Origin of the sequence: Shewanella sp. UCD-KL21, assembly GCF_001957135.1 — a bacterium.
Taxonomy (GTDB): domain Bacteria; phylum Pseudomonadota; class Gammaproteobacteria; order Enterobacterales; family Shewanellaceae; genus Shewanella.
In genome coordinates this window covers 44,285-69,897 of sequence record NZ_MPHK01000018.1, presented here as the reverse complement: position 1 = coordinate 69,897, position 25,613 = coordinate 44,285, and the positions used below count along the sequence as shown (strand labels likewise).

Below are 25,613 nucleotides of genomic sequence, written 5' to 3'. Positions count from 1 at the left end.
TTTTTCGAAAGACCTAAATCTGCCAGTTAATACCGATGAACACCTGACGACCGGCTTGCGGTAAAGCTTCGCTTTGATCGTAATTTTCATCGAGTAAGTTGGTGGCACGCAGGTAAAGTTCTAACTTGTCATCTAAGAAAGGCTGCACCACATTAATATCAACCAAGGTATAGTCTTGCAGTGATTGCTCAACCGTGGTGGTAACGCCGTTAACTTTTTCTTGGGCGTAATAAACCTGATCCATAACGCGCTCTACATTGAAGTTGATACGCATGGCAAATGGCAATTCATAATCAGCTTGGAAACGCACTTGGTGTTTTGGTCGGTATTCTAATGTTTGCGTGCCATGATCGTCGGCATCGATGAAGCTATAAGACAGTGCCATTGACAGCGCATCAAAGCTGTTGTTTTCTAGTTGAACATCAACACCTTTGAAATTATAGCGCTCCATATTCTGGTAAAAACCATCGACATCTTTGGCGATATAGTCTTCAGCATCAGTGCTATAGCCTGCGATATTAAGCGCGGTAGCCTGCCCTAACTGTTGCTGTAAACCTAACTCAAAATGTTGTGATGTTTCTGCCTGTAAGTCTGCATTACCCACTGACATCGCGTAAAGGTTTCGCATTGAAGGGAAACGCACTTTGCGCGCTACGCCCATATTAAGACGCGTAGTTTCAGATGCTTGCCAATAACCTGATAACTGGCCTGAGTAATCAACTTCTGAATCGGCAACCCGATCTTGATCATGTGCTGAGGCGCCAATAACCACACCATAGTCGTCAGCTTGATATTGGTATTCTAGTGCCGCGGTATATAACCAAGATGAATCATCAAAATCATCATCGCCGCCATCAATGGTATATGACTCCCAACTTTGCTTTTCAGCGATAACCGCTGTGGTGAGTATGCCGGCATCATCAAAATTAGAGATCAGTTGTACGTTACCGCCTTGCACGATTGAGGTACCGTTTTGCTGCGACTTTACAGCTAAATAAGTTTCATCTTTATATTCGCTTTCCAGCACTTCACTTTGATTTTGATAGCCAAAACCACGTAAGGTGAACTGATCATTAAACTTATGGGCAACGCCTAACTGCACTGTATGAGCTTGATAATCATCAACGCGCTCATATTTTACTTTACCTGAACCACGACCATCGCGACTTGGTTTGCCCCATTCACCGTCTTTGACACTCAAATTTGCCATCAACTGAGTTTTATCGCTGATCAAGTAACTGCCTTGGGCATATAAATTATCTACTGTTTTATCGGCATTTTGGCGGATATCACCTTGCTGGTAATCTGTGTCTTCATAATCGTCTGACATTGGCCAGCCATCAGTTTGCTGGCGGGTGTAGTTCACTAAGCCTTGCCACTTATCACCGCTACCCGCAACACTGATATCGCCGTTAAAGGTATGATCTTGTGCCACCTCTAAGCGACCAGAAACCGCAGGAGAACGATCACCTTGTTTAGTAATAATATTAATCACGCCACCAGCGCCGCCGGGACCATACAGTACAGATGAAGGACCGACAGAGACTTCAACTGAGGCAATTTGTGAGGTAGGAATAACACTAGGATCAAACTGTCCATCTTCAGCATCATTTGCTGGTACGCCGTTAATCAAATAAATAACATGGCGCGCTTTAAAGCCACGGATATCTACCCGTGGAGTGCCTTGGCCGCCAACTCGGACATAAATGCCCGGTACGGTTTTTAGTACTTGATCAAGGCTTTGTGCACCTGTTGCCTTAATCTCATCCTCATCAATGCTCCAATGGGTCGTAGCCGCCTCAGTCACTGAAGAACGCTCGCCATGGACCACAATCACTTCAGAGATATCTAAAATTGAGTCTCTTTCTACATCATCAGCTTGTACTTGATACGTCATCATCATCGCCAGCGCTAACGTTGATATGCGTAGTCTTTTTTGTTGTTGTTTCATCTAGTTTCATCACCATCACAAAATAATCAACACCATTGTCAAAAAGCGCGAAAAATCTCTCAAGGGAATAAAATCATAAAATGAATCTAGATCGACTATTAGCAGTAATAGGCAAAGCAACAGCCAAGCTTGCCGGACAAATTGTCGCAATATTAAAGTAACAGGGACAAAAGGCTACGGACATAACAGCTAATAAGCTCGCCATAAAATGTGAGCAAGCGCTCAGTTTTAGTGGCGATATTTTATGCTTAACTGATTGCTATGCCATGATTACCTTTGTTGGTAATTATTGAGTGAGTTAATTGAAATACACTATTTAAGTGATTGATAGCATTAACTCGTTATCGCAAAAATTTCGCTAAGTATGAATACTTAACAATACACTGATTGAAAGCAAAGTGAGCTAAAAGCCAAATGCTTCAATAGTCATATCGCACAGCTAGCCATGACTCATTTATTGCTTCATGACCATAATGTAAGTCAGTAGCAAAGCCCGCAAACTCTAGGATATTAAAATGAATGAGTCAGATAAACTGACCTATATGAGTGTAAAGCAAGTGTCTGAGTACCTTTCACTTAACGAAAAAAAAGTCTACTCGATGGCTAACGACCGTATTATTCCGGCCACTAAAGTGACTGGGAAATGGTTATTTCCTAAGATTTTAATAGATAGATGGATTATGGAGTCTTGCCACAGCGGCATGCTGTCTGATCGCATGCATATTACCGGCAGCGATGATCCACTATTGTCGATGTTGGTTGCCAAAGTCATGTCACGAGTCGGCACCAGCGAGCTTGTTAGCTACAGTTCAACAGGCTCAAGTCTAGGATTAGATATCTTATCCCGTGGTTACGCTGATGTTTGCGCTATGCATTGGGGCAGTATTGACGATAATAATGACGCTCTGCCAGCGCTATTGAAAAAATACCCCAATCACCAACAATGGTTAATTGTACATGGCTATAATCGCCAACAAGGCTTAATGATGCGTTCAGAAACTTATCATCATTATCAGAGCTTTAATCGAGCATCGCTACAATCTTGGCGTTGGGTTGCTCGCCAAGCGGGATCTGGCAGTCAACAACATCTTGAGCAGTGGTTACAAAAACAAGGCGCCTCTTTTGCCGACTTAAAATCAAACATTGTGGCCCAAAGCGAACGAGAATTGGCAGGCTATATTGCCCGTGATAATGCCGATATTGGTTTTGGTTGTCAGTCAGTGGCACTTGAAAGTGGTTTAAGTTTTGTGCATATCCTCACTGAGTCATTTGATTTTGTTATGCCGCAAGGCATTTATTTCAGACGTCAATTACAGGCGCTATTAAATTTATTTAAAGAGACACAATCAATCCAGTTAGCAACAACCTTGGGGGGTTATGATTTAACAGATTGCGGCAAGTTAATCTGGAATGGGCAAAAATCGCAAAGCTAACGGATAGCTCAAATGAATAAACTACAGCCGACATTTCATAACGACAGCCAGAAATTAATCTGGCTGGCATTATCACTGTGGTTTATGTCATTATTGGATTCAATGTTTAAGCCTAATGAACACTAAGATTTTGTCGCTAGATTCTGCATTAACGCTACTAGCACTGGCTAATAGTAATCTTGGGTATTAGTGGCTTATCTTTTTTCTTTTTCTTTTCCTGTTTGTGTTTATACATGCGTTGATCCGCTAGTGATAAGCACTCTGATTGATTTGCTGTTTCAAAGCTTGTGGCAATTCCAAAACTTAAACCTATACTCTTCCACCTAGTTCGCTGTAATTCCTGCTCTGTTTTGAGCAGTGCTACTGACAATTGCGAAATCACTGAAGCTGCTTGTTGAAGATGTGTAATTTCAGCCACCAAAATAAACTCATCACCTCCAGATCTGAAGATAGTTCCTAAGCCTTGAAGCTTTTGTTGAATATGATCGACTGTGGCAATTAACAGTTTATCGCCCTCATCATGGCCAAATGTATCGTTAATCTCTTTAAAACCATCAAGATCGATAAATGTTAGACAATAGCCCCCAGTTAGCTTGGCGAGCTTTTCATTTTGAGCATAGCGATTGCCAATTTTTGTTAATGGGTCTATCCGAGAAATAGTATAACTGCGGTGATAGTCCTTCTGTTTTATTTGCAACCATTCAGTCAATGACAGCAAAATACAAATACAATCAATTGTTAATGCAACTTGCATAATCAATTCTGTAGAGATATTCCAATCAAATTTTAGGGCATGAGATAAAACATAAGCAAACAAAGACAAGCCATATAACAGGTTACCTATTAAATAATATTTGGCTTTAAAATCCAAAGTGGTGAGCATAAAGATGCCAGTCCCAATACTTATTGGGATCCATACAGCTGCAATAATATGGGATATTAAGAAGCTGTTATTAAAGGGTAGGAAAGGCATCAATAAGCCAAGAGTAACGCTGACTATTGATATTAAATTAAATAGCTTTGCAAATTTACTATGCTCTTGGGAGCAATTAAATAACAGCTTAGTGAACTGACTTGCTGAGGCTATAGCAAACGGAAATATCATGATGCCAATATAAACGGGATTAAAGGCAGTAATATTAAACAGTTGCCAGAAACTTCCTGATGCTACAAGCCAACCTAAACCATGTAAGCCGACATATCCAGCGCAGGCCAAGGTTACTAAATATCGGGTTCTGAAATAGATAAAACATGCAATTAAAGCGAGTGTAATCATCACCGAGAAAGCCATAGTATTAATGCTATTGGTAATAAATTGTTTGTTATAGAAAGCCGCTTTACTATAAATATTAACGTCTACCGGTGTTGCAAATTTTTTGGCTTGTATAAAAATCCACAGTACACCACGCTCTTGTTGATTCAACACCAGTGAGAAGGTTTGTGAATGAGCTAACTTAGGGTTTGTACCTGCCATTTGACCAAAGCTTGCTAAAGCAACAACTTCACCTTGCTCTGGCTGCCAATATGCTGCACCTAAATCTAAGTAATTAGTGTATAAATTCACAAACCGAGTGTGCTGAATGTCACGACTATTAGCTAGTGGTATCCTTGCAACAAAAGCCCCGTTTCCCCCCAAGGTTGAAGACACTTGTTTGGCATCGGCATATAAGAGCACTAATTCGCTAAAACGAGGGCCGGAAATCAGGGGCGTAGTTTTATACCAGAGATTTTCCTCAACAATTTCAATTTTATCTCGTTGATCTAACGTAACATAAGGGCTAGCACCTACCGTACCAGCGGCAAATGAGAAAAGAAAACAAACATAAAGTACAGTAACTCTTGCCATATTATTGATAAAATTTAGTCCTTTAAATTTATATTTTATTCCGCATAGCATCGCGTTATAAAATTTAATTGTAGCTGCTAATTATATTTCGTAAGGAAATTTTTTACTTTGTTAAGCCCTATTAAAGGCTTTATTCCTACTTAGTTAACTTAACGCTCTACGCCACCATGAAACGTTAAGCAGATCAAAAATTAACTTTTTAAATAAAACGCTCACAAACCAGACTTTTTACAACAAGCCCATCCCCAACAAAATTTACGGTACAACTTCACTTTCTATTATCGATTACGCTAAGCTAACTACCAACAAAATACTGAATTCTAATGGAATAATATAAGGAGCTATTTAAGTGAGATATAAATCATTTGCCGTTGATTGCTATTTAAAACAATAATAAATGTAAGGACACATAGAACATGTACCAGAATAAACAAGCTATCGCATTAGGAACTCTAGTATTTATGACCTTCACAGGTGTCATCATATTAATCTTAGCCTTGTGGGCTTGGCCAAAATACAACGTCTACAAAATGGAGCTCAATGGACAAGCAGCGCTAAAAGAAGCCCAATGGTCAAAACAAATCCTGATTGAAGAAGCCAAGGCTAGAGAACAAGCCGCCTTAATGCAGGCCAAAGCCAGAGTGACACTTGCCGAAGCCGAAGGTCAGGCGCTAATTGTAAGAGCAAAATCAGAAGGTGCTGCAGATATCGAACTTGCCAAGGCAGCTGCTGAAGCCAATAGGATCATTGGTGAATCTTTAAAAGACAATGAAGCCTATTTACGTTACATCTGGATCAAAGGGTTACAAGAAGGCAGTGGCGAGCGGATTTATATTCCTACCGAAGCGGGAATGCCCATTTTAGAAGCTGGTAAAGCTGGAAGCTAAATAATTTGCTGTAATTTCAGTGTTTAATTTACTCATGAGAAAACAAAAAAGAGGATTATTAATCCTCTTTTTTAGGTTTAGATGCTAGCCCAAGTCTGAGCTAGTACAGTTAATTAGCCTTCGGCGCTAACGCCTCAGAACTTGTACTACCATTTGCTGTTACTGGTGACATATTACTTTGCTTAATCGTACTTCTGGTCGCATCAGTTAAGAAGTTATCACCACTTACTAAATCGTTTAAGGTGCCTGATTTTGAATCAACCAAGCCAAGCTCTTGCAGCATTGAATCCACCAGTGGCGCATTGGCTCGATAATTAAGTGCAGCAGAGGTGATTTGCTCCGCCATGCCTGACGTACCCGTTGCAAGGCTTGTATCGTTACCCGCTCCAGCGCTGGCACCATGGTAGCCTTGAAGGATCTTAATCCCATCAATATTTTCTAACGGTTTAACCGCATTGGCGACGATTTCAGGTAAGACTTTTAATATCGCGAGGGCTTTTTGCAGCTCAATTTGCTCATCTTTCAAGGTGTTTTCAGCTTCATATAACGCTTGTTTACCTGCAGCTTCTACGGCAAAAACTTTCTCATCTGCTTCTGCTTGTAGCTTCTTCGAATCTGAGTCAGCTCTTGCTTCAGTCAATACCGCAGTCGCTCTATCTTCAGCCGCTTGCTTCTCAGCAGCCGCTTTTACCGTCACGCCGACCGCTTCTCGCTCAGCTTCTTTCTTAGCATCAATCACTTCAATTTCTTTACGACGATTGGCTTCAGCAACCTGTCTTGCTGTAATAACCGCCTCTTCTTTTTCAACCTTATCTTTTTCAGCGCCTGCAGCTTTAGCTCTTGCTGCCGACTCTTCTTCTGATTTCACCGCTACCGCAATTTGCTTTTCTTGTTCAGACACTTCAATGTCGCGTTGCTGTTGAATTTGCGCCTGAGCCAGTGTTCTTTTCTTATCGATCTGACGGGTTTCAATGTCTTTTGATTTCTCAATTTCAGCGGCTTCAATGGCTTGCTCTTTCGCGATTTCAGCTTCACGTTCTTCACGCTCATTACTCTCACGCGTTTTGGCAATTTCAGCTTTTTGATCGGCACGTTTAAACGCAATAATTTGCTCTTGGCTTAGGCGTGCTTCCTCTTCTTCTTTTTTAATATCAAGAGACTGACGTTCTGCTTCTAAGTTTCTACGCTGAATTTTAACGCGATTGTCCTGTTCAATATCATTGGTTTCTTTACGTTTTTCTTCAATAATTTTAGCTAATCTGGCACGACCTTCAGCATCAAAAGCATTATTTTCATTAAAGAATTGCAGGTCAGTTTGGTCAAAACCTGTCAGTGAGACTGACTCAAGTTCTAGACCATTTTTCTCTAAATCATTGGCAACACTCTGTTGTACTTTTTGAACAAAATCAGTTCGTTGCTCATGCATTTCTGTCATGCTCATCTCAGCAGCAACAGCGCGTAATACATCAACAAATTTAGATTCCATCAGCTTTTTAAGCTCTTCAACACGCATGGTTCTGGTGCCCAAGGTTTGCGCGGCCATCGAAATACCTTCTTGACTTGGTGCGACACGTAAATAGAAGTCTGCTTTTACGTCCACGCGCATTCTGTCTTTGGTGATCAGCGCATCTTTCTGGGTTTTCTCGACTTCAATACGTAAGGTATTCATATTGACGGGAATGGTTTCATGCAACACTGGCAGGCAAATGGTGCCGCCATCTTTTACCACTTTCTCGCCACCGAATCCGGTACGAACGAAGGCAATCTCTTTGGAGGCGCGAATGTATAATTTAGCGAAGATTAATCCGATGGTGATAAAAGCAAGTACTGCTACCCCCGCCATGATTAAGATAAACGTGGTATTGGTGCTTGAAGATATTTCTAGTGCGTCCATTTTTATTCCTTTTAATGACTGCTGTTTATTTTCTTTCCGTGAGTTACTTTTTTAAATTGGATCAAATTTGGCTGCTAACCAAAAGTGACCTGACTTACGTAGCAACACCACTTGCTGATCCTGAGTAAAACTTTCCTCGGCAAATTCTGGTGCCACCATCACATAATGTTTTTGAGAATATTGGTCAACCACCACCGCTTCTGCAGGGCTATTTAACTTAGCGGTACCGACAGTAATTTTTGCCGCTAGGCCGCTGAAGCTGCCAGTGGATACTGCTAAGGTTTCATTTTTAGGCAGTAACCTGGCTAATGGCCGCCCCAACAATGAAGTGCTAAACAAACTCGCGACTAGCACAATTGGAGCACTAATGATGGGCGCTATAAGCCCACCAGCATAGATGTAGCTTAAGTAATTTAAGCTGTAACCTAATAGGGAAAAACAAGTTAGCAACAGCACTAACCAAATAAGTAATGGCAACTTATTAAGGCAAAGCCAACCCAATAACGGCGTTAAGCCAGTTTGAGCAACTTCTAAGTCTGCATCAAAATCTAAATCGATTGGGGATATGTGATCTAACAGGCTGGAAATACTGAAACCAATGACTAAACCCACCCCTTCTAAAAAGGCCAAGATCAGTACAAAAGAAAGCGCAATCGCATAGGGGGTATTGGCATTGATTAATAAAAATTCGAGCATAACTGTATTCCTTTACAGCAAACACCAAGCATCTAAATAGCGAACAGATGGTGTTAAATGAGGGTTTAAAGTCGTTTTGCATTAAAACGCTATTAACGCTCCAAAATTCTAGGCTAACAACAATATCAGAACAAAAGTATCAAAACAAAAGCATTTGTAAACAGTCACCTAATTGATTTGTCACTCAAGTGAATCTGCAAGTGAAAGCTAAAGCGGCCAAATTACCCTTTGCAGATAATTTGACGCCCATTAACAACCGTTCTAGCTTTCTTCACACAAGGCTTTACCTGCTGCATAACAGCTTGGCTGGCGTGGACACACGGCGCCGCGTGAGCAAATCACCCGAGCATCATTGTCTATGCCGCGCTCAATCCAATTGATATTAAGGATTTTTGCCACACTGGTTAAATCGGCTTTGATGTGTTTTGGAATGGCCACCAAACCGCCATTATCGACACAGGCTTTCTTTAAATCAGCGGTAATGGATTTTGCATCTTTACCTTGGGCTTCAATGGCAGGGTTTAAGTCAATGCCAGCACATAACACGTGAGGATTACCTGCTGAATCATCAACTTTGATTGATTCACAACAGTAAATTCGTGGCTCATTACCGACATTTAAAATCGAGATCTGCGCTGAGGTGCCATCGGTGCTAGGTTCATTGATTTTTCTAAACACTGCCCAGTGATGACATGGGTCTTCAACAATACGCATGTTGCCCCATGGCAGTGGAATACCATTACCGCGATATACCGCTTTTAGCTTGCCTGGCGCATAGGCATCAAAGTAATGCCAGTGGGGATAAGGTGAAACGACAGTCATGCGGCGCATCGCCACCGATGCAGAGACTTGCAGCTGTTTATGCACCGCAATTTCATAGCCGTGGCGATCAAGTAACTGCCTAAAAGGCACCTTGGGACACAAGAGCGCACCAGCAAAAAAGCTTGATTCAAAATCACGCCATGCATGCAAAATATCTTGCGCATTAAGGGTATTTGATTGCATTGAGCTGTCATCATCAATTTCTACCCGCCGACCGGATGTCATCACGCTTTTTAGGCCATCTTTATTGTGTAAAACGCAATGACCAATATGCACCGCCAAGTCATATTTTAATCGCGGCACATTGGCTTTAAGGGCTTTATTAATATAAATCGTCGCTGGCGGCTCGAAAAATGAGGTGGTTAATCGGGCTGAACTGGCGCCAGTTTCATCGATCACTTCTGTGGGAATTTCATCAATCCATTTAATTTTAAGCCCCATACTTTTAGCGATATTAAGCATGTCATCAGCAGCTAAGGGCAGCTGTTTTTTGCCAATATCTTCGGCGGCGCGTTCTAAATCGGGGAAGTGATTTTGATGATGTTCTTGATGGGCGCGAATAAGTAACTGGGCAAATTGCCTGCCTGATGTACCTGTTTGCGATAACATTTCTGGAATGGCAATTTGCAATATATCATTTGAAAACAAGAAACTAGGCTCAAGCGGCATACCACTAACCCCGCCATGACGGCCTTTTTCAGGGGTAATGGACTGCTCTTCTGGCATGTCATCTAAAAACCAGTCCACGTCTTTTTGAAACACGGTTGCGATCACGGCCAGCATGCCGGCACTGGGGACACGTTTTCCACGCTCTATCATCGAAAGGTACGACACTGACGGCGCCGAACTGGAATCCACTCGAATGCATCGAGCGGATAAATCTTCCATGGTCAGGTGATTGCGTTTACGTAAATTACGAATCTTAGTGCCAAGGAAATGTGACTTTCTCATCAAGCTTTGATCATTGCGCATTTTGTAAAATTCACAGTGTAAAATTTTTATTGTGAAATTGTAGTGAAAAATACACTAGACTACAAATCAAGCAATCGGGAAACAGTGTTTGTTTTAACAAAACCCGTTTAAGCCAGTAAATGTTAAACCAGTACGCAGGGCATGAATTGCTGACAACAACCAGCAAGTGCCGACATCAAACGAAGAGGATAAGGTTATGATTATGACTACTATGAACCACAACACAGCCGCTCACGACCTTAACAGCTTCATTGAAGAACAAATTGTGGCGACCAGCACTAATGCAGATAAAATCACTAACGCGAAAGTATTTTTAGACAATAACTTTCCATTGGCTAACGGTTCTCATGCCGAAGTCAGTAGTTACGTCATTTACTACACTCATCTGCTAGCATTCATGAAAGATGGCAGCCAATGTGGATTACAAAATCCATGTCAATTTGTGGCGTTAACTGGTCATAAAAGTGACCCAAGCTCTATCGTATTGAAAAATAACGATACCCATGTTGAAGTATGCTTTGATCGCAACGGTGAACTTGGTGCTAATGACCCAGCGCATATTGAAGATATTCAAGTGGCACTGCCGATTAAGAATTTACCGACACCTTACAAGCAATGGGTAAGCATGCTGCATTCACGTTGTTTACCAACTGAAGGTAACTGCAAAGTGTTTACCGCCAAAGATGGCAGTGATTACGCTATGCATCAGCGTTAATTGATGAGCTTGCTAGCGGTTTAAGTTGCTAAACATAGTAAATAAAAAAGTCCAAGCTAAGATCATATAGCTTGGACTTTATTGTTTTTGCATGGGCTTTATCTTAAAACTCTTGGTTCATTTTTGCTAAGCAGCTTTGTAAAACCTGTAGATGCTCAGGGTCGATATTGCGGCTCAAATCAGCCACTAAATCTAAATGTAATTGATTATGCTGGCGATGGATCACTTGCCCAGCTTCTGTTAACACTACCACGATTGAGCGTCTATCATCGGGATGTGCACAGCGTTCAATTAGCTGAGCTTGGACTAATTTATCCACCTGAACAGTTAAGGTGCCAGTGGTGATCGCCAGCTTTTGCGCCAACGCCTTCATCCGTAAAGGACCATGATTGCCCAATACTTCAATGGTATGGGTTTGCGCCAATGAATAGCCGGTTTCTTTTACCACCGATTGCTCCCAAGAAGCCATCTTGTCGTAAAATTCAGTCAGTAAGTGATTTAGGTTTTGTAGATTTTTCATTATTTAACAGGATGAACCTCAAGGGTGAGATGATTAATTTTATCAAAGTTCGCTAATAATTGTTTGTATTCAGCAATGCTTTTATCAACGTGAGACTCAAGAATGATGGCCGCTGAGTAATGATCGCCACTGATCTTCCATATATGCATATCTTTGATGCTGGCAAAGGGCTGTAATGCTTCTGTTATTGCCTGACGATAATGCTGATCTATATTTTCATCTAGCAATACAGGGCTAGTTTGCTTTAATAAGCCTAAGGTCCACTTACAAATCACCGCAGCGCCCACCATGCCCATTACCGCATCAAGCCAGTTCCAGCCATAAAACTTACCAAAAATTAGCGCCACAATAGCCAATACTGAAGTCAGAGCATCGGCTAACACATGTAAATAAGCCGCCCTTAAGTTGTGATCATGATGCTGCTTATCTTGGCGATCATGCTGATGTTCTGCTTGCGCGGTTTCATGGTGAGAATGGTTATGCGAATTCCCATGTGAGTGCTTATGTGAATGGTTATGTGAGTGCTTATGTGAATGGCTATCGGAATGGGCATGCCCATGAGAGTGATCATGGCCATGATGATGATCGCCCAGCAAGAACATGCTAACCACATTTACCGCCAAACCAATAAAGGCCACCATAATTGCTTCATTAAATTGAATGTTTTGCGGATTAAACAGCCGGTGAATCGATTCAGCCAGCATCAATAACGCCACCACTCCAAGCACTATCGCGCTGGTGTAACCGCCTAATACACTGACCTTGCCAGTCCCAAAAGAAAATTTATCACTGCCAGCATGCTTTCTGGCATAGCGATAAGTAAATAAGGTGATACAAAATGCCGCAGCATGCGTGCCCATGTGCCAACCATCAGCCAGTAAAGCCATTGAGCCGTAAATGGTACCGGCGACAATCTCAACCACCATGGCAGTTACGGTTAAAATCAACACGTACAGGGTGCGTTTCTCACCTTTATTGTGCAACGAACTAAATTGATGATGATGTTGATTTAAAAATTTCAAAAGACACCTTTGTTTGACTATCAAACTATATTCCCAAATAGTATTTTGACTATCAAACAATGTCAATATGCTCAAAGACAAAAACTGCGATGTTAGCGGCGCTTAACAACAGCTAGCCGTTGAAATGCAGCTTAATTAAAAACTTTCAGTTCAATTTAATCGTGCCATGGCAATCTAATTGTTACACTCAAGCATCGACGCTTCGGGCAAATCTGGTGACGGCTTTTACAAGAATTCGCCATAAACCGCTGCAACATTTAATTCCAGAGATCATCAAAGCCTAATGACAACTGCTTTTTCTTCGCGCTTTAAACTGTGGCTATTTATTGCTGTTGGCTTAGTTTGCTTAACGCCTGTTATCTCTTCCCCTGTTGCCTTGCTCATGGGTTTCACCCTTGCCAGTGTTGGCATGGTGCCAAGCCATATTGACTTAAATAAGCTCACTAAAAAGTTATTAGCCTATTCAATTGTTGGTTTAGGTTTTGGGATTAATTTACCTGAAGCGATTGCTGCCAGTAGTCATAATCTTGGCTTAATCGTTGGCTCTATCTTTTTCACACTGATGCTTGGCTTTGGCTTAACCCGGTTAATGAAATTAGAAGTTAAGACGGGTCATTTAATCAGTTGCGGCACCGCGATTTGTGGCGGTAGCGCGATAGCGGCTGTCGCGCCTGCTATTAATGCCAAAAATGAGCAAATTGCGGTATCGCTGGCCTGTGTGTTTTTACTTAATTCAGCGGCATTATTTTTATTTCCCACTATTGGCCACGCGTTATCACTTAGCCAATATGATTTTGGCGTGTGGAGCGCCATTGCCATTCACGATACTTCATCTGTGGTTGGCGCTGCCTCTGCTTATGGCGATGAGGCATTAAAAACCGCCACCACCATTAAACTGGCTAGAGCGCTTTGGATCATCCCTATTGCCTTACTCAGCGCAATAGTTTTTGGCGGCGACAAATCAAAAATATCGATCCCGTATTTTATTGGCTTTTATTGTATCGCCATATTGGTAGCTTACTTTATCCCACAAGGTCAGCCGGTTTATGACGTGCTGTTTAGCACGTCCAAGCAGTTGCTTATTGTGTGTTTGTTTTTAATTGGCGCTGGTATCACGGTCAGTAAAATGCGCGCTAATGGGCCCAAGCCGTTAATGTTGGGGATCATCTTGTGGCTGGCCATTGGCAGTGCATCACTTGGGTATATTTTATTGACGGGAAATTAACTTGAGCAGCTGTTGCGGCAATGACTGCGCTAGATGCAGTTATAGATCTTGTGGGTTATTCTGCGGGTTCTGCTGCTTAATAACCTCTGGCTGTTCTTGCTGAATATCAGGTTTAGCTAACGCCAGTGCAATCAAGCCACTGAATGCGAGTAGCTCAATCACAGCGCGGGTTAAACCCGTTGTTTGCACTGAGGCAACAATGGCAATAACGCACAGACAAACTATCGCGCTGGCTTTAATGAATTTTGAATTTAGCAGCCGAAACATAATGATGAGATAACCACCTTTGTGAATATGAAAGGTTATTATCGGAACAGTCAGTGTAAGCCGCCAATATCAATTTTTACTATGTTATACAATTACAGCGACGGTTTACTGGTGTGACGCTTGTTAACGCTACTGGCCATTAACCAATGACTGGCAATTGAAAACACGCAATAAGCGCTAAAATAATAAAAGCCTATTTCAAAGTGGGCTGTGGTGGTCAGTAGCTCGCCCATACCGGCAGACGCATTGCCCGCCATATAAACAATGATTAACGCCACCACAAACACATCTGCCATTGACCACTTTCCAATAGCACCAATAAATGTCATTAATCCATGTTGCAACGGCTTAAATATTGGCAGATTGACCAGCAACATAGTGATTAACTTCATCGCCGGAAAAACGATACTGAATAAACCCACCAATGCGGCAACTAAGATATTATTGGATTGATATAACTCATTGACGGTATCAACAATACTGCGGGTTTTATAAAAAACCTCTACCTCGCCTTCAATATTATCAAAGCCGAGCATACTCACCGCCATATCCAGCATACTGCGGGCATTACTGCGGTTATCTGCTGATAAGCTTTCGGTAAACATGGTCACGCCGGCTTCAACTAACTCCGATTTTTCGATGGAGCCTTGAATAGTTAAAATGGGTTGAGTCACCCCGGGGATTAATAACGCCAATGATAAGGTTATCAATAAAATGGATAAGATAGGTCTCATGGAAGAATATACTTGCTGCTAAAGTGATAGCACCACTTTTACCTGAATCGACGCAATTAACCAACAGTTTTTATGGCTAATGTTAGTTAAGTTATAGCGAGAAGGTAAAGGCGACTCAGCGCAACGATTAAAGAGGCTCACCACAGGTAAGCCTTCTGAATAAATCACCCAGATATAAGCATGTTGATTATGCTGCAACCGTCTTTATGTTAACGGTTGTGGCTAATTGATGGCGTTTATCAATTAGTCCAGCAATAACAGATACCGCTATTTCAAAGGGCGTTTTACTGCCAATTTTCAGTCCAATAGGCGCATGAATGCTAGCCAGTTGCGCGTCGGTCAATTCACCTATCCGCGCTAATCGCTCAAAACGCTTACTGGTCGTTTTCATTGATCCCATGGCACCAATGTAATAAGCATCAGATTCAACGGCGGCCATTAGCCCTATGTCATCAATTCTTGGATCATGTGCCAATGCCAGTACGGCACTATTTTTGTCAGCATGTTGGTCGACAAAAATATCAGGCGAACACCAGCTAATATCGACACCACCCGCAGCGGCATCAAAAGTCCAGCTATCAGCTAATGATTTACGCATATCGCAGACTTTAACATCACAGCCCGCCATCAGGCCAAGCTTAGCAACCCATTCGCTCACTTGGCTGATACCTAAAATCAATATGGTCCATACTTGATCATAAGCAATGGTCACACGATTTTCCGTCATCACCACTGCAGTACTCGGCAATTGATGTTCAATCACCTGTGCTTTAGCCGTTACCAAGTCAACTTGACGAGCAAAAGCTTGGTGACTCGCCGCACGTTGGTAAACCTGCTCAATATGATCGGCATGCTCTGGGTTGATTTTTTCGACTAAAAGACGAATCACACCACCACAAGGCAGTTCGACTTGAATCCCATCTTGCACCAACTCTTTGCTATAGCAGAACTCATACGGATAGTGCTGCGCTGTTGTTGCGTTATCAAGTTGCTTGATAAACGCATCTTCTAAGCAGCCCCCCGAGATTGAGCCCAGACGTTGCTTGCCATTCCAGGCAAATAATGAGCCGCAAGGACGTGGCGCAGAGCCATAAGTCCCGATAATGGTGCATAACCAAAAGGATTCATCTCGGGCCATCCAATCACGAACACCACTCAAGACATTGAGATCAGTGAGCTGCATTTTCTTGGTTCTCCTCTACTTCTTTACGCAGTTCGCTCATTTCAGCTTCTGTAAATCGTATTGAAGATGGAGTGAAAGCGGCCTTAAGGTAGTTCACTAACTCAGTTAGCTCGCTATCAGATAAGTCTTTGTCGTAGCCAGGCATGGCATCAAATGAGACTAAGGTTGAGTAATGCTGCGGCTTAATACCATAAAGGGTAGCGACCATTAAATTAACGCTATTGTCATGTGCTAAAGTGCCATTACCCGCTAACCCTGGGGCGAAGTTAGTTTTACCTTCACCTTCTACACCATGACAACTTGCGCAGTAACCCATGTAAAGATTATATCCTTCACCTTCGTTAGCTTCGGCATTAAATGTTAGTGGCTTACCTTCAACATTTTCATCACTATCCAGTAAATAAACGGTTGCTGCATTTAAGTCTTTTTCATCAAATTTACTTAAACTGTGGTAGATCGCGGTATACATTTCACCGACAACGGTCCCTTTGCGAGAATAACCAGTACCGATTAAATCTTTGATATCTTCAGAGCTCCAACCTTGATCCACCAGTGTCTCTGGTGTGATATCTGGCGCCCAAGTATTACCAATCATTGCGCCTTGATAATGTTGCTCTTGATCCATGGCAAATGTGATATCACGAGGAGTATGACATTCGGCGCAATGACCAAAGCTATTGAGAATGTAGTTACCTCGGTTCCAATCTTCACTTTTACTGCTATCCGCGACATACTCTTGCGGACTATGATTGAGCAGATTCCATGCTTTTAATCCCATGCGAATATTGGCAGGAAACATGACATCGTTATCAGGATTGGGTTGTGAAGAAGGCGTAGTACTCATGAAATAGGCATATAGTGCACGCATATCATCTTGGGTGATCTTGTCAAAAGACGTATACGGCATCGCCGGATAAAGATTGCCTTTAGGGGCTACGCCGTGACGCAATGCTTTTTCAAATTCTTCAAAACTATAATGACCCATCCCTTCTTTCTTATCAGAAGTAATATTGGTCGAGTAAATAGTACCAAAAGGCGTTTTAAATGACAGACCACCAGCATATGGCTCACCACCATCGGTAGTGTGACAAGCGACACAATCTGCCAGCTCGGATAAGTATTTACCCTGTTGTACTAAATCATTTTCAGCGTCTGCCATTGCCAATGGGCTAACAGCAAACATCATGGCTAAAGGGACAAGTTTTTGCATTACACTGTTGCTCCTTCGGTCGATAAAATCAGCTCTTTTACGGCTTGGTAATATTTCACATAACCGGTACAGCGACAGACGTGATCTTTTAATTCAGCTTCAATGACTTGTTGTACATCATCTTTGGCAATGGGATTGCGTTTTAGCTTTTCAACCAAAGCAACCGTTTTATTGGTAAAACCTGAGGTGCACCAACCACATTGAAACGAGAAGTTTTCAATAAACGCTTCTTGAACCGGGTGTAATGCGATGATTTCGCCTTTTGGGCTTGTCTTAGCGTGACCTTCAATGGTTCTTAACTTTTTACCGTTAAACACCATGGCACTGGTGATACATGTACGCACGGTTTCGCTACTACCATCCTCATTATCTACAATGATGGTACAGGCTTGACATACCCCTTGGCCGCAACCAAATTTTGTACCTGTAAGATTTAAATACTCATGTAGAAAGTCGGTCATTTTCACTTCAGGATCAACTTCTAAAGGGCCGTACAACTTGTTGTTGATAGTTACACTGATCATGCTCATGATTAAATAGCCTCTACAATATCTTTAGACGTGACGGGTAAATGATAAAAACGCTTGTTGGTCGCTTGATAAATAGCTTCGACCAATGCTGGTACAACAGGGATCATCACCACTTCGCCAATACCTTTAGCGGGGTCTGATTCTGATAGCGGAGGTAAAATAGTATAGTTGATATCCCACACTCCATTATGCTGTGCCAAAGGTACTTGATAACGGTTGAGGTTCCAGGTGCCATTGCCAGCGCCTGTTTCATCAGCCGGAAGGTATTCATACAATGCATGGCCAACTCCCATGGTTAAACCGCCTTCAATTTGACCTTCAACCAGTTTTTCGACCAACACTTTACCTGGCTCTAACCAAGTATGAGTTGATAGAATTTCAACTTTTCCTGATGCCTTCTCTACCGTAATTTCGGCTAAAGTGGCGCATGGGGCATAGTAAGTCACCATGGCATTATTTAATTGTGTTTTAGGGTAGTCGACACTTTTTCTTTCTATGACCTGATAACCAAAACTGTTGGTTTTGATATTACGCGCACCAATACCATATTTTACGGCTATCCCATCAAGTGGATAGGTTTTAACCGTGCCATTGAATTCAAACTCTGCAGATGCCCATGCCCAGCGATTAAATCCGTGAGCCATCACAGCGGTAATCATGCCTTCGACGTGGGCTTTTTTAGCCAAGGTTTGAATATCAATTGGCGGGTAACCTTTGATAGTTAGTTTGCCGTTATTCCAACGTGCTTCGCTGATATCATCAAAATCGGCTGTCGCAAAATCACTGTTAAAGTAAGCTTTTTTCCAAATCGCCACCGCTGCAGGGAACAGTGTTTGTTCGAATAAAATTCTTGCGGCATGCTCTGTAGAGTGTGTTTGGTAAAAACTGGACATACTGGCAGCGGATGCCATACCAACAACCGGCGTCCAACGAGGATCTTTTGCCATTTCGTCTTGACGTTGCTGTGACATGATATATGGATTATCAGTCTCAAATAGCTCCATAGCATCAAATTCTTTAACCACAGCCATCTCGACTTGATCAGCCCCTGAGCCTAGAAATTTAGAGACTAATAACCCTTGTGAGGTATCAATACCTGTGCCCATTTCCACAGAACAGGTTTTAACGATGATTTTACCTTCAGGGGTTATTTCTACACTCGATGACGGCGCTGCGGCGCCAGTACCATAATCTTTTGAGACGATGCCATATCCAACACCGTATAACTTACTTGGATTTTTAGCTTCGAAATCTTTTTTCGCAGCATCGCGATTAATCCAAGTTGGGTGCTTTTGAGAAAGATTAAGCATTTCTAGGTAGCGCATATCACCATTCGGTATCGCACCTTGGGTATTTTTCTTGCCCGGCTTTAAAGCATTAATCTTACGCAATTCAATGGGGTCAATACTGAGCTCTGCCGCCGCTTCATTGAACATCATTTCCATTGTGGCCATTGTTTGCAATGTGCCGTAGCCACGCATTGAGCCAGCATGCGGGGTTTGCGATGGATAACATACCGCAGCAATGTCATTACGAGGAATGTAATAAATGCCTTGTGTGCCACTGGCGCCCACCATGGTCACTGAAGATGAAAAGTTCATCCGCCCGCCGCCATCAACTGTGATATCAGAAACGAGACCTTGTATTTTTTTAGTTTTTTTATCAAATGCCAGTTTGTTAGCCATTTCAAATGGATGGCGCTTTATACCTGACTGGAATTGTTCAAAGCGATCATTGGCCAATAACACGGGCGCTTTAGCAAACAGTGATGCTAAAATACCGTAGTAAGGGAATGGAGTATGATCTTTAGCACCAAATCCACCACCAATATAAGGTGTGTGCACCACTAAATTTCTAATGCTGCTTGATAATGGGCTTTTGGCAATCACTTGCCCTGCTTGATGATAAAAATCTTGAGGTGATTGGCTTGAAATCACCACATGTAAGGTTTCTGATTTAGTGTCATACCAGCCGTTATAAGCTTCGGCTTCAAAAGCCATAGGTTCAATAGATTGTGTTTGATAAGTTCTATCAATGACTAACCAATCATCACGCTCGCTGATGTCTGAGTGCAAGTTCTCAGCAAAGTGCATCGCGCGTTTGCCTGTATCTTCACTGTTATCTTCGGCTTGTGGCCACACTGGTTTGTGATCGACATAATTCGGGAAGAATAACCCATCTTGCAAAGTGCTATAGCGATCATTCTCACCCAAAGGTCCTTCTTCGCGCACAATACGCCATGATGCATAAGGATCTTTTGAGTTAGCCACTAAAGGCGACTCTTCACCGTATTGCACCACATTCTCATTAAACTGAATGCGCCCCTTGGCTTTATTAAATGCAGAAAAAGAGTCAAACAGTAAAATGGCAATTTCATGGCCTAAATAATCTGGTGTCTTTCCCTTCTCTAGCAACATATTGTCACCAAAATATTCTGGTAGGGCTAAATTATGCTGTTTAAGCTTTTCTGCAGTGATAATTTCGTAGGGCTGCATCTCCTTGCTAAGAAATGAAATATCAAAATCTAAAAAGACACGATTAGCGATAGATGCACGAATGACTAGAGCATAATGCTGATGGTTTGGCCAACTAGGGATATCTACAGCGCGGTAATCACGACCATAAATTTTTTGGCCAGTCACCTTTTCAATAGCATCAAAACGAAATCTAACTTTTTTCTCATTTTTCCAATTAGAGCGAAGCTTTTCAATGTTGTTTTGCTCGCTAGCCTTGGCATTATTAAATAGCATAGGTGCGCTGTAAATGGTTACACCACCTATGACACATTGCTTAATAAACTTACGTCTTGAAATGTTCTGTTGAAAAGACATTCTTTACCACCAAATTATTGCTGTGATTGGTTATAGTTATTAGGAAGTCTAGCTTACGAATATGGTTTTTATACTTCTTAATACAAACAACGCCATCATTGTTACATCTGGGCTTCAAAGCTATAACTGACAGTAACCAATTAACGTGATAGGCGTCACATTACACCCACACTCAAGCAACGCACATCTCAAGTTGCATCATTTTGAGACCTGCATCTCATTTGGTAAATGGTTTGAATTAGACTACATGTTTAAACAGATTTGACTAAATGTAACGACTGTCGCTGTTATTTTAATTGCGACAGTAAATACACGTTACAAAAAGCTAATAGAATGGTGCCGGATCCACGGCTAATGACCGTGGTGATATACCGCGGTCAATATTAAGATTACATTTGCGTAAATCAACTAAGGTGACTTCGGTATAGCGCTGATGCTTTTGTGAATAAAAGCATTTTACCACTGGGTGTAACGCATCTCTGCCTGCTGACTCCCATACAATACCCACACGTTCATCAGACAGTTGCACTAATGAGCCCACAGGGTAAATGCCCACACAGCGGATAAATTCATACACCAAAGTTTGATCAAGATGAAACGGCGTCAAACTCATTAAAATTTTAAATGCCGCAGCGGGACTCATGGCTTCTTTGTAGCAACGGGTCGCGGTAAGCGCATCATAAATATCCACAATACAACTCATGCGCCCATGTAGTGGAATTTCATCGCCTTTAAGGCCTTTTGGGTAACCTTTGCCATCAAGCTTTTCATGGTGCATCAAACACACATCTTTACTCACTTGAGATATCTCTTGGGTATCACTCATGATATCGATGGCATACACCTGATGCATCTTGATAAGCTCAAACTCTTCTGCCGTTAATTTACCTGGCTTATTAAGGATTTTTTTATCTACTTGCACCTTGCCAATATCATGCAAGATCCCACCTACAGCAAGCTCTTTAAGTAGCGATTCATCAAGGCCTAAGTGCTTACCAAAGGTCACGAGCAAAAATGCCACGTTAACTGAATGCTCAAGTAAATAAGCGTCTTTGGTTCTTAATGCTGATACACACCTTAGCGCATCGGCATCATCCATCACCGACTCGAGCATTTTGTCGGCAACATCTTCAAATGGCGCCACCTCGACAGCCTTGCCTTGATAGGTTTCAGACAAGACTTTACGCACTAATGTTTTTGCTTCTGTGAGGATTTTTTTAGCTTGAGTTTGTTTATATTCTCGGGTGTTGGTTATTTTTTTAACCTGTGGGGAATTGGACTTTTTCTTTAAACCGCAGCCATCTGCTGAGCGCTCAACATCAACCCATACGGTTTTAATACTGGCTTTGGCAAGTTTTACCATGGCATCTTTATGCTTGATCTGACCTGCATTACTAATTGCCACTTTGCTATCATTGCGATCAATCGCCACCACAAACATACCCAGACTTAAGCGGTCTACCGGGATACGGATAATGTCTTGGGACTCAGGTAATAGCGTCATTGATGGGGAACTCTCCTAAAAACCTTAATATCTTGTAAATAATTGCTAACATGTTGAGTTTTATGTGCCCTACATGTAATTATTTTAAATGCATTTTATCCTTTTTAAGCAAAATTAACTAAAATAAATATAGCAAAGTGTAAGCTCATGTAAAAATGGCGAAGCCAATGATAAGTAAGTTTAAAAACAGCCTAGTACCTGATGATATTAGCTATTTTGATCACAGCATCGATGCCTGAAGATTGACAGTTTTTGAACCCTTAACTAACTTAAGGCATAATTCATATAAAATCCCTTTACGCTTTTTAATTTCAATTTTTTTGAGATATTGACTCTGGAGTCTGCATTGGCTGGCCATATTTTTTTTGAGCACTTTAACGAGTTAATCAAAAAGTTACACGCTATGAAGTTGGCTCACGTCAAAGAGCCGATTGTGCAGGTCTCAGTAGAAGCCAAATCCTTGCCGTTATTATCTTGGCTAGGGGCGCAAACTCAATATCCACGCATATATTGGCATGCTCGCGACAAGCAAGAAGAAGTCGCTGCGATTGGTGCTTGTAAAGATTTTAAGCAAGAACAAGAAATTAATGACGAGCTACTGGCATCGATTTACCAATCCCAGCGTGGAAAAAGCACTAATCAAGATATTCGCTACTACGGCGGCGTCGCCTTTGACCGCACCGTAGAATGCTGGCCTGAATTTGGCCGCACTCGCTTTGTACTGCCCCGCATTGAACTGCGCCGTCATGACAACATCATCAAAATTTTAGTCAATTTAAATTTTGAAGATAATAGTCAAGCTGATGAGTGTAATGCGGCCATTGAAGCCATCAACCAGCTAAAACCAGCCAAACCATTGTCACCACCTAATAAACTGCCTTTAATGGGCCGCAGTGACTTGCCAAATTACCCGCGCTGGAAAGAATTGGTTGAGCAAGTAACGAACCCTAAATTTAATGCCACCACCCCTAAAGTGGTGCTATCGCGCCAAACTCAGTTAGAAATTAATGATGTGGTCGATCCGTGGATGGTATTAGCCTGCTGGCAAGGGCGTAACCCCAATAGCTTTCAATTTGGGTTTCAATTTAGCCCTGAGCGTACCTTTATTTCATGCTCGCCTGAGCGTTTATACTTACGCCGCCAAAAAGAGTTATTTACCGAAGCCCTTGCGGGAACTACGGTGCGTGGCTTAAACCAAGAAGAAGATGATTTTCTTGCCAATCAATTACTGGAAGACAGTAAAAACAGTAATGAAAACCAACTAGTTAGGCAGCAAATTGTTGATATTCTCACGCCATTAAGCCATTACGTTGGCGCGGATGAATCAGCCAAAATTTTTAAATTAACCCATATTCAGCATTTACACCGCTCTATTCGCGCCGAGTTAAAAGCGGGTGTTAATGATTTTCAATTACTTCAAGCTTTACACCCAACCCCTGCTGTGGGCGGGTTACCACGAGAATCAGCATTAAACTTTATCCGTCAACGTGAAGGTTATAATCGCGGTTGGTATGCGGGCGCATGTGGGTATTTAAATAAGTACGAAAGTGAGTTTTCTGTGGCTATTCGTAGCGCCTTAATCGAACCGGGGCGAATTAATCTGTTTGCTGGCGCGGGGATTGTTGCTGGCTCAGATCCACTGGCAGAATGGCAAGAATTAGAAAATAAACTCACCACCATTTTGTCCATTTTAGTTGAGCTTTAAGCTTATTTAATAGACAAAAATTCCAGTTTATTACTGGAATTTTAATATTAAGGTAAGCATCTTATGGCTATATCTTTTGCTATAAAAATAACGCTGAAACATAAATACCTAAAATTTATAGCCCACTGATACCATAGCTGCAGGAGCTGTTTTAGTATCGCCATTATCTCCAAAAGAGCCACCTTCATCTTCACGGCGAAGACCAGCACTGACTCCCAATTGCCAACCCCTATGAGCAAAGCCACTTGGATAATACTCATAATTGAGCACTGCGAAACCATCTTCACTGGTTAGCACCTCGCTTCCTACACTTAATCCAACTGCGTGTGACTTACTCTCATCAATAAAGTACTGATAACCCAAAGCCCCCCCACCAATCCTAAGGCCGCAGAGAAAACATGACTATCATTTTGAAAATGATATCGAGCCCCTAAGACTCCGCCATATTGGTATCCAGCCCCAACAGTAAAACTCGAGGACGAAGCGACTTCTTCCGCCTGGACTGCACTACTATTGAGTAATGCAAAACTGCTAGTGAGTAATGCAAATAAAATTCTGGTCATTCAAAGTTCCCTTTATAATTAGCAAGCGCCTCATGCACTTACGTTGGATACTTTCCCTATTTGTTCCTAGAAATCAATTCTATATTGATGCCCAGCTAATTTAGCAAAAGTTTAATCTGACAAGCCGTACAGCTAAAAGCAATATTTCTGCTTTTAAAACAATTAAAAAATTCGCATTAGGAGCATGATATTGGCAATTGAATTGCTTATTGATAGCGCTAATCAGCGTATTATTATCACGGTAGGTCGAAAAAGTGTCGCGCGATAGTTGCATCTTATTTTTTGCTCACTATAATGCGTCCTCCTTGGCGCAAATGACACCACTCAATAAAGTGATTGAGCAAGTTAAAGTCAGCTAAAATATATAATCAGCAACGCCAAATACATGCATATGCGGGTTCCCTCACCCCGCCTAACCCAATAAAAAAGGCCACAACATGTTAATGCTATCTCAGGCGCAATGTCGCCGTGCACTGATGTTTCTTGTCAGTTTTCATATCATCATTATTTGCGCAAGCAATTATTTGGTACAACTCCCGTTTCAGATTTTTGGCTATCACACCACTTGGGGCGCGTTTAGTTTTCCCTTTGTCTATTTAGCCACAGATTTAACTGTCAGAATATTTGGCCAGCAAGCGGCTCGCAGTATTATTTTCAAAGCTATGCTACCTGCACTGGCGATCTCCTATGTAATGGGGGTGATTTTCCATCAAGGGGTTTTCCAAGGTGCAGAGTCATTAGCCCAGTGGAATCAATTTGTGTTTCGTATCGCACTTGCCAGCTTTGTGGCTTACTTGGTCGGACAGTTAATGGATATCACTGTATTTGCTAAATTGCGTAAGGCTAAAGCTTGGTGGGTAGCCCCTGCAGCCTCGACTCTTTTTGGTAACTTGGTTGATACTGTGGTGTTTTTCAGTATTGCATTTTACGCCTCATCAGACCCATTTATGGCAAATCACTGGCCTGAAATAGCCACGGTCGATTACGCCTTTAAACTTATGGTTAGCTTAGGGTTGTTTTTACCTGCGTATGGGGTATTACTGAAAGTGCTCACCGATAGATTGGTTTTATCTGATACAACCCGCGCCTCGACTGCGCTCTAA

22 protein-coding genes are annotated in these 25,613 nt (G+C 41.9%); 6 read left to right on the top strand and 16 right to left on the bottom strand.

Translation table 11 applies throughout. The features are described 5' to 3' along the window. Positions 1-13: 13 nt before the first annotated feature. Positions 14-1,951, bottom strand: a complete 1,938-nt coding sequence (locus BM739_RS15315; protein WP_076542143.1) for a TonB-dependent siderophore receptor — start codon at positions 1,949-1,951, stop codon at positions 14-16. Positions 1,952-2,466: 515 nt separating this feature from the next. Between BM739_RS15315 and BM739_RS15310 the strand changes: the two genes are divergently transcribed. Further along, positions 2,467-3,384 carry a helix-turn-helix transcriptional regulator gene (locus BM739_RS15310; RefSeq protein WP_076542141.1) on the top strand — a complete coding sequence of 306 codons (918 nt, stop codon included), beginning with the start codon at positions 2,467-2,469 and terminating at the stop codon, positions 3,382-3,384. A 157-nt stretch (positions 3,385-3,541) separates the two neighbouring features. Here BM739_RS15310 and BM739_RS15305 read toward each other — a convergent pair whose 3' ends face one another. Next, positions 3,542-5,230 carry a diguanylate cyclase gene (locus BM739_RS15305; protein WP_076542139.1) on the bottom strand — a complete coding sequence of 563 codons (1,689 nt, stop codon included), beginning with the start codon at positions 5,228-5,230 and terminating at the stop codon, positions 3,542-3,544. A 416-nt stretch (positions 5,231-5,646) separates the two neighbouring features. Between BM739_RS15305 and BM739_RS15300 the strand changes: the two genes are divergently transcribed. Further along, entirely contained in the window at positions 5,647-6,117 is a 471-nt protein-coding gene (locus BM739_RS15300) for a hypothetical protein (RefSeq protein WP_076542137.1), read from the top strand. Between the two features lie 109 nt (positions 6,118-6,226). Here the strand turns inward: BM739_RS15300 and BM739_RS15295 are convergent, their stop codons facing one another. The 3 genes from BM739_RS15295 to BM739_RS15285 form a co-directional block, all read right to left on the bottom strand. After that, positions 6,227-8,011 carry a flotillin family protein gene (locus BM739_RS15295; RefSeq protein ID WP_076542135.1) on the bottom strand — a complete coding sequence of 595 codons (1,785 nt, stop codon included), beginning with the start codon at positions 8,009-8,011 and terminating at the stop codon, positions 6,227-6,229. Between the two features lie 51 nt (positions 8,012-8,062). Then, entirely contained in the window at positions 8,063-8,707 is a 645-nt protein-coding gene (locus BM739_RS15290; protein WP_076542133.1) for a YqiJ family protein, read from the bottom strand. A 261-nt stretch (positions 8,708-8,968) separates the two neighbouring features. Further along, positions 8,969-10,501: a DUF3612 domain-containing protein gene (locus BM739_RS15285; RefSeq protein WP_076542131.1), complete on the bottom strand. Its 1,533-nt coding sequence runs from the start codon at positions 10,499-10,501 to the stop codon at positions 8,969-8,971. Positions 10,502-10,703: 202 nt separating this feature from the next. Between BM739_RS15285 and BM739_RS15280 the strand changes: the two genes are divergently transcribed. Continuing rightward, positions 10,704-11,216, top strand: a complete 513-nt coding sequence (locus tag BM739_RS15280) for a malate synthase (RefSeq protein WP_254843560.1) — start codon at positions 10,704-10,706, stop codon at positions 11,214-11,216. Between the two features lie 103 nt (positions 11,217-11,319). Here the strand turns inward: BM739_RS15280 and BM739_RS15275 are convergent, their stop codons facing one another. Both BM739_RS15275 and BM739_RS15270 read right to left on the bottom strand, forming a co-directional pair. Continuing rightward, positions 11,320-11,736: a MarR family winged helix-turn-helix transcriptional regulator gene (locus BM739_RS15275; RefSeq protein ID WP_076542127.1), complete on the bottom strand. Its 417-nt coding sequence runs from the start codon at positions 11,734-11,736 to the stop codon at positions 11,320-11,322. Beyond that, on the bottom strand, positions 11,736-12,758 hold the full coding sequence (locus tag BM739_RS15270) for a cation diffusion facilitator family transporter (RefSeq protein WP_076542125.1): 1,023 nt from the start codon (positions 12,756-12,758) through the stop codon (positions 11,736-11,738). Before BM739_RS15270 ends, BM739_RS15275 begins: the two co-directional genes overlap by 1 nt. A 283-nt stretch (positions 12,759-13,041) precedes the next feature. On the opposite strand from BM739_RS15270, the gene BM739_RS15265 reads away from it, so the two are divergent. Beyond that, positions 13,042-13,983, top strand: a complete 942-nt coding sequence (locus tag BM739_RS15265) for a YeiH family protein (RefSeq protein ID WP_076542123.1) — start codon at positions 13,042-13,044, stop codon at positions 13,981-13,983. Positions 13,984-14,022: 39 nt separating this feature from the next. Here the strand turns inward: BM739_RS15265 and BM739_RS15260 are convergent, their stop codons facing one another. The 7 genes from BM739_RS15260 to BM739_RS15225 form a co-directional block, all read right to left on the bottom strand. Next, the gene (locus tag BM739_RS15260; RefSeq protein ID WP_076542121.1) at positions 14,023-14,250 is read right to left on the bottom strand and encodes a hypothetical protein; all 228 of its coding nucleotides are present in this window, start codon (positions 14,248-14,250) and stop codon (positions 14,023-14,025) included. A gap of 92 nt (positions 14,251-14,342) precedes the next feature. Next, positions 14,343-14,984, bottom strand: coding sequence for a paraquat-inducible protein A (locus tag BM739_RS15255; RefSeq protein WP_076542119.1), 642 nt, complete (start codon positions 14,982-14,984; stop codon positions 14,343-14,345). A 187-nt stretch (positions 14,985-15,171) separates the two neighbouring features. Continuing rightward, complete coding sequence (locus BM739_RS15245; protein WP_076542115.1) at positions 15,172-16,167, bottom strand: XdhC family protein; 996 nt, start codon at positions 16,165-16,167, stop codon at positions 15,172-15,174. Beyond that, positions 16,154-17,377 carry a cytochrome c gene (locus tag BM739_RS15240; RefSeq protein ID WP_076542113.1) on the bottom strand — a complete coding sequence of 408 codons (1,224 nt, stop codon included), beginning with the start codon at positions 17,375-17,377 and terminating at the stop codon, positions 16,154-16,156. The genes BM739_RS15245 and BM739_RS15240 overlap by 14 nt, the downstream gene beginning before the upstream one ends. Further along, positions 17,377-17,910, bottom strand: coding sequence for a (2Fe-2S)-binding protein (locus BM739_RS15235; RefSeq protein WP_139326898.1), 534 nt, complete (start codon positions 17,908-17,910; stop codon positions 17,377-17,379). Before BM739_RS15235 ends, BM739_RS15240 begins: the two co-directional genes overlap by 1 nt. Beyond that, entirely contained in the window at positions 17,910-20,738 is a 2,829-nt protein-coding gene (locus BM739_RS15230) for a xanthine dehydrogenase family protein molybdopterin-binding subunit (RefSeq protein WP_076542109.1), read from the bottom strand. Before BM739_RS15230 ends, BM739_RS15235 begins: the two co-directional genes overlap by 1 nt. Positions 20,739-21,063: 325 nt before the next feature. Continuing rightward, positions 21,064-22,242, bottom strand: coding sequence for an HD-GYP domain-containing protein (locus BM739_RS15225; RefSeq protein WP_076542107.1), 1,179 nt, complete (start codon positions 22,240-22,242; stop codon positions 21,064-21,066). Positions 22,243-22,645: 403 nt separating this feature from the next. On the opposite strand from BM739_RS15225, the gene BM739_RS15220 reads away from it, so the two are divergent. Next, the gene (locus BM739_RS15220; RefSeq protein WP_076542187.1) at positions 22,646-23,947 is read left to right on the top strand and encodes an isochorismate synthase MenF; all 1,302 of its coding nucleotides are present in this window, start codon (positions 22,646-22,648) and stop codon (positions 23,945-23,947) included. 108 nt (positions 23,948-24,055) lie between these two features. Here BM739_RS15220 and BM739_RS15215 read toward each other — a convergent pair whose 3' ends face one another. Beyond that, complete coding sequence (locus tag BM739_RS15215; protein ID WP_076542105.1) at positions 24,056-24,244, bottom strand: hypothetical protein; 189 nt, start codon at positions 24,242-24,244, stop codon at positions 24,056-24,058. Between the two features lie 14 nt (positions 24,245-24,258). Then, positions 24,259-24,510 carry a hypothetical protein gene (locus tag BM739_RS15210; RefSeq protein ID WP_076542103.1) on the bottom strand — a complete coding sequence of 84 codons (252 nt, stop codon included), beginning with the start codon at positions 24,508-24,510 and terminating at the stop codon, positions 24,259-24,261. Between the two features lie 437 nt (positions 24,511-24,947). Between BM739_RS15210 and BM739_RS15205 the strand changes: the two genes are divergently transcribed. After that, positions 24,948-25,613 carry a 7-cyano-7-deazaguanine/7-aminomethyl-7-deazaguanine transporter gene (locus BM739_RS15205; RefSeq protein ID WP_076542101.1) on the top strand — a complete coding sequence of 222 codons (666 nt, stop codon included), beginning with the start codon at positions 24,948-24,950 and terminating at the stop codon, positions 25,611-25,613.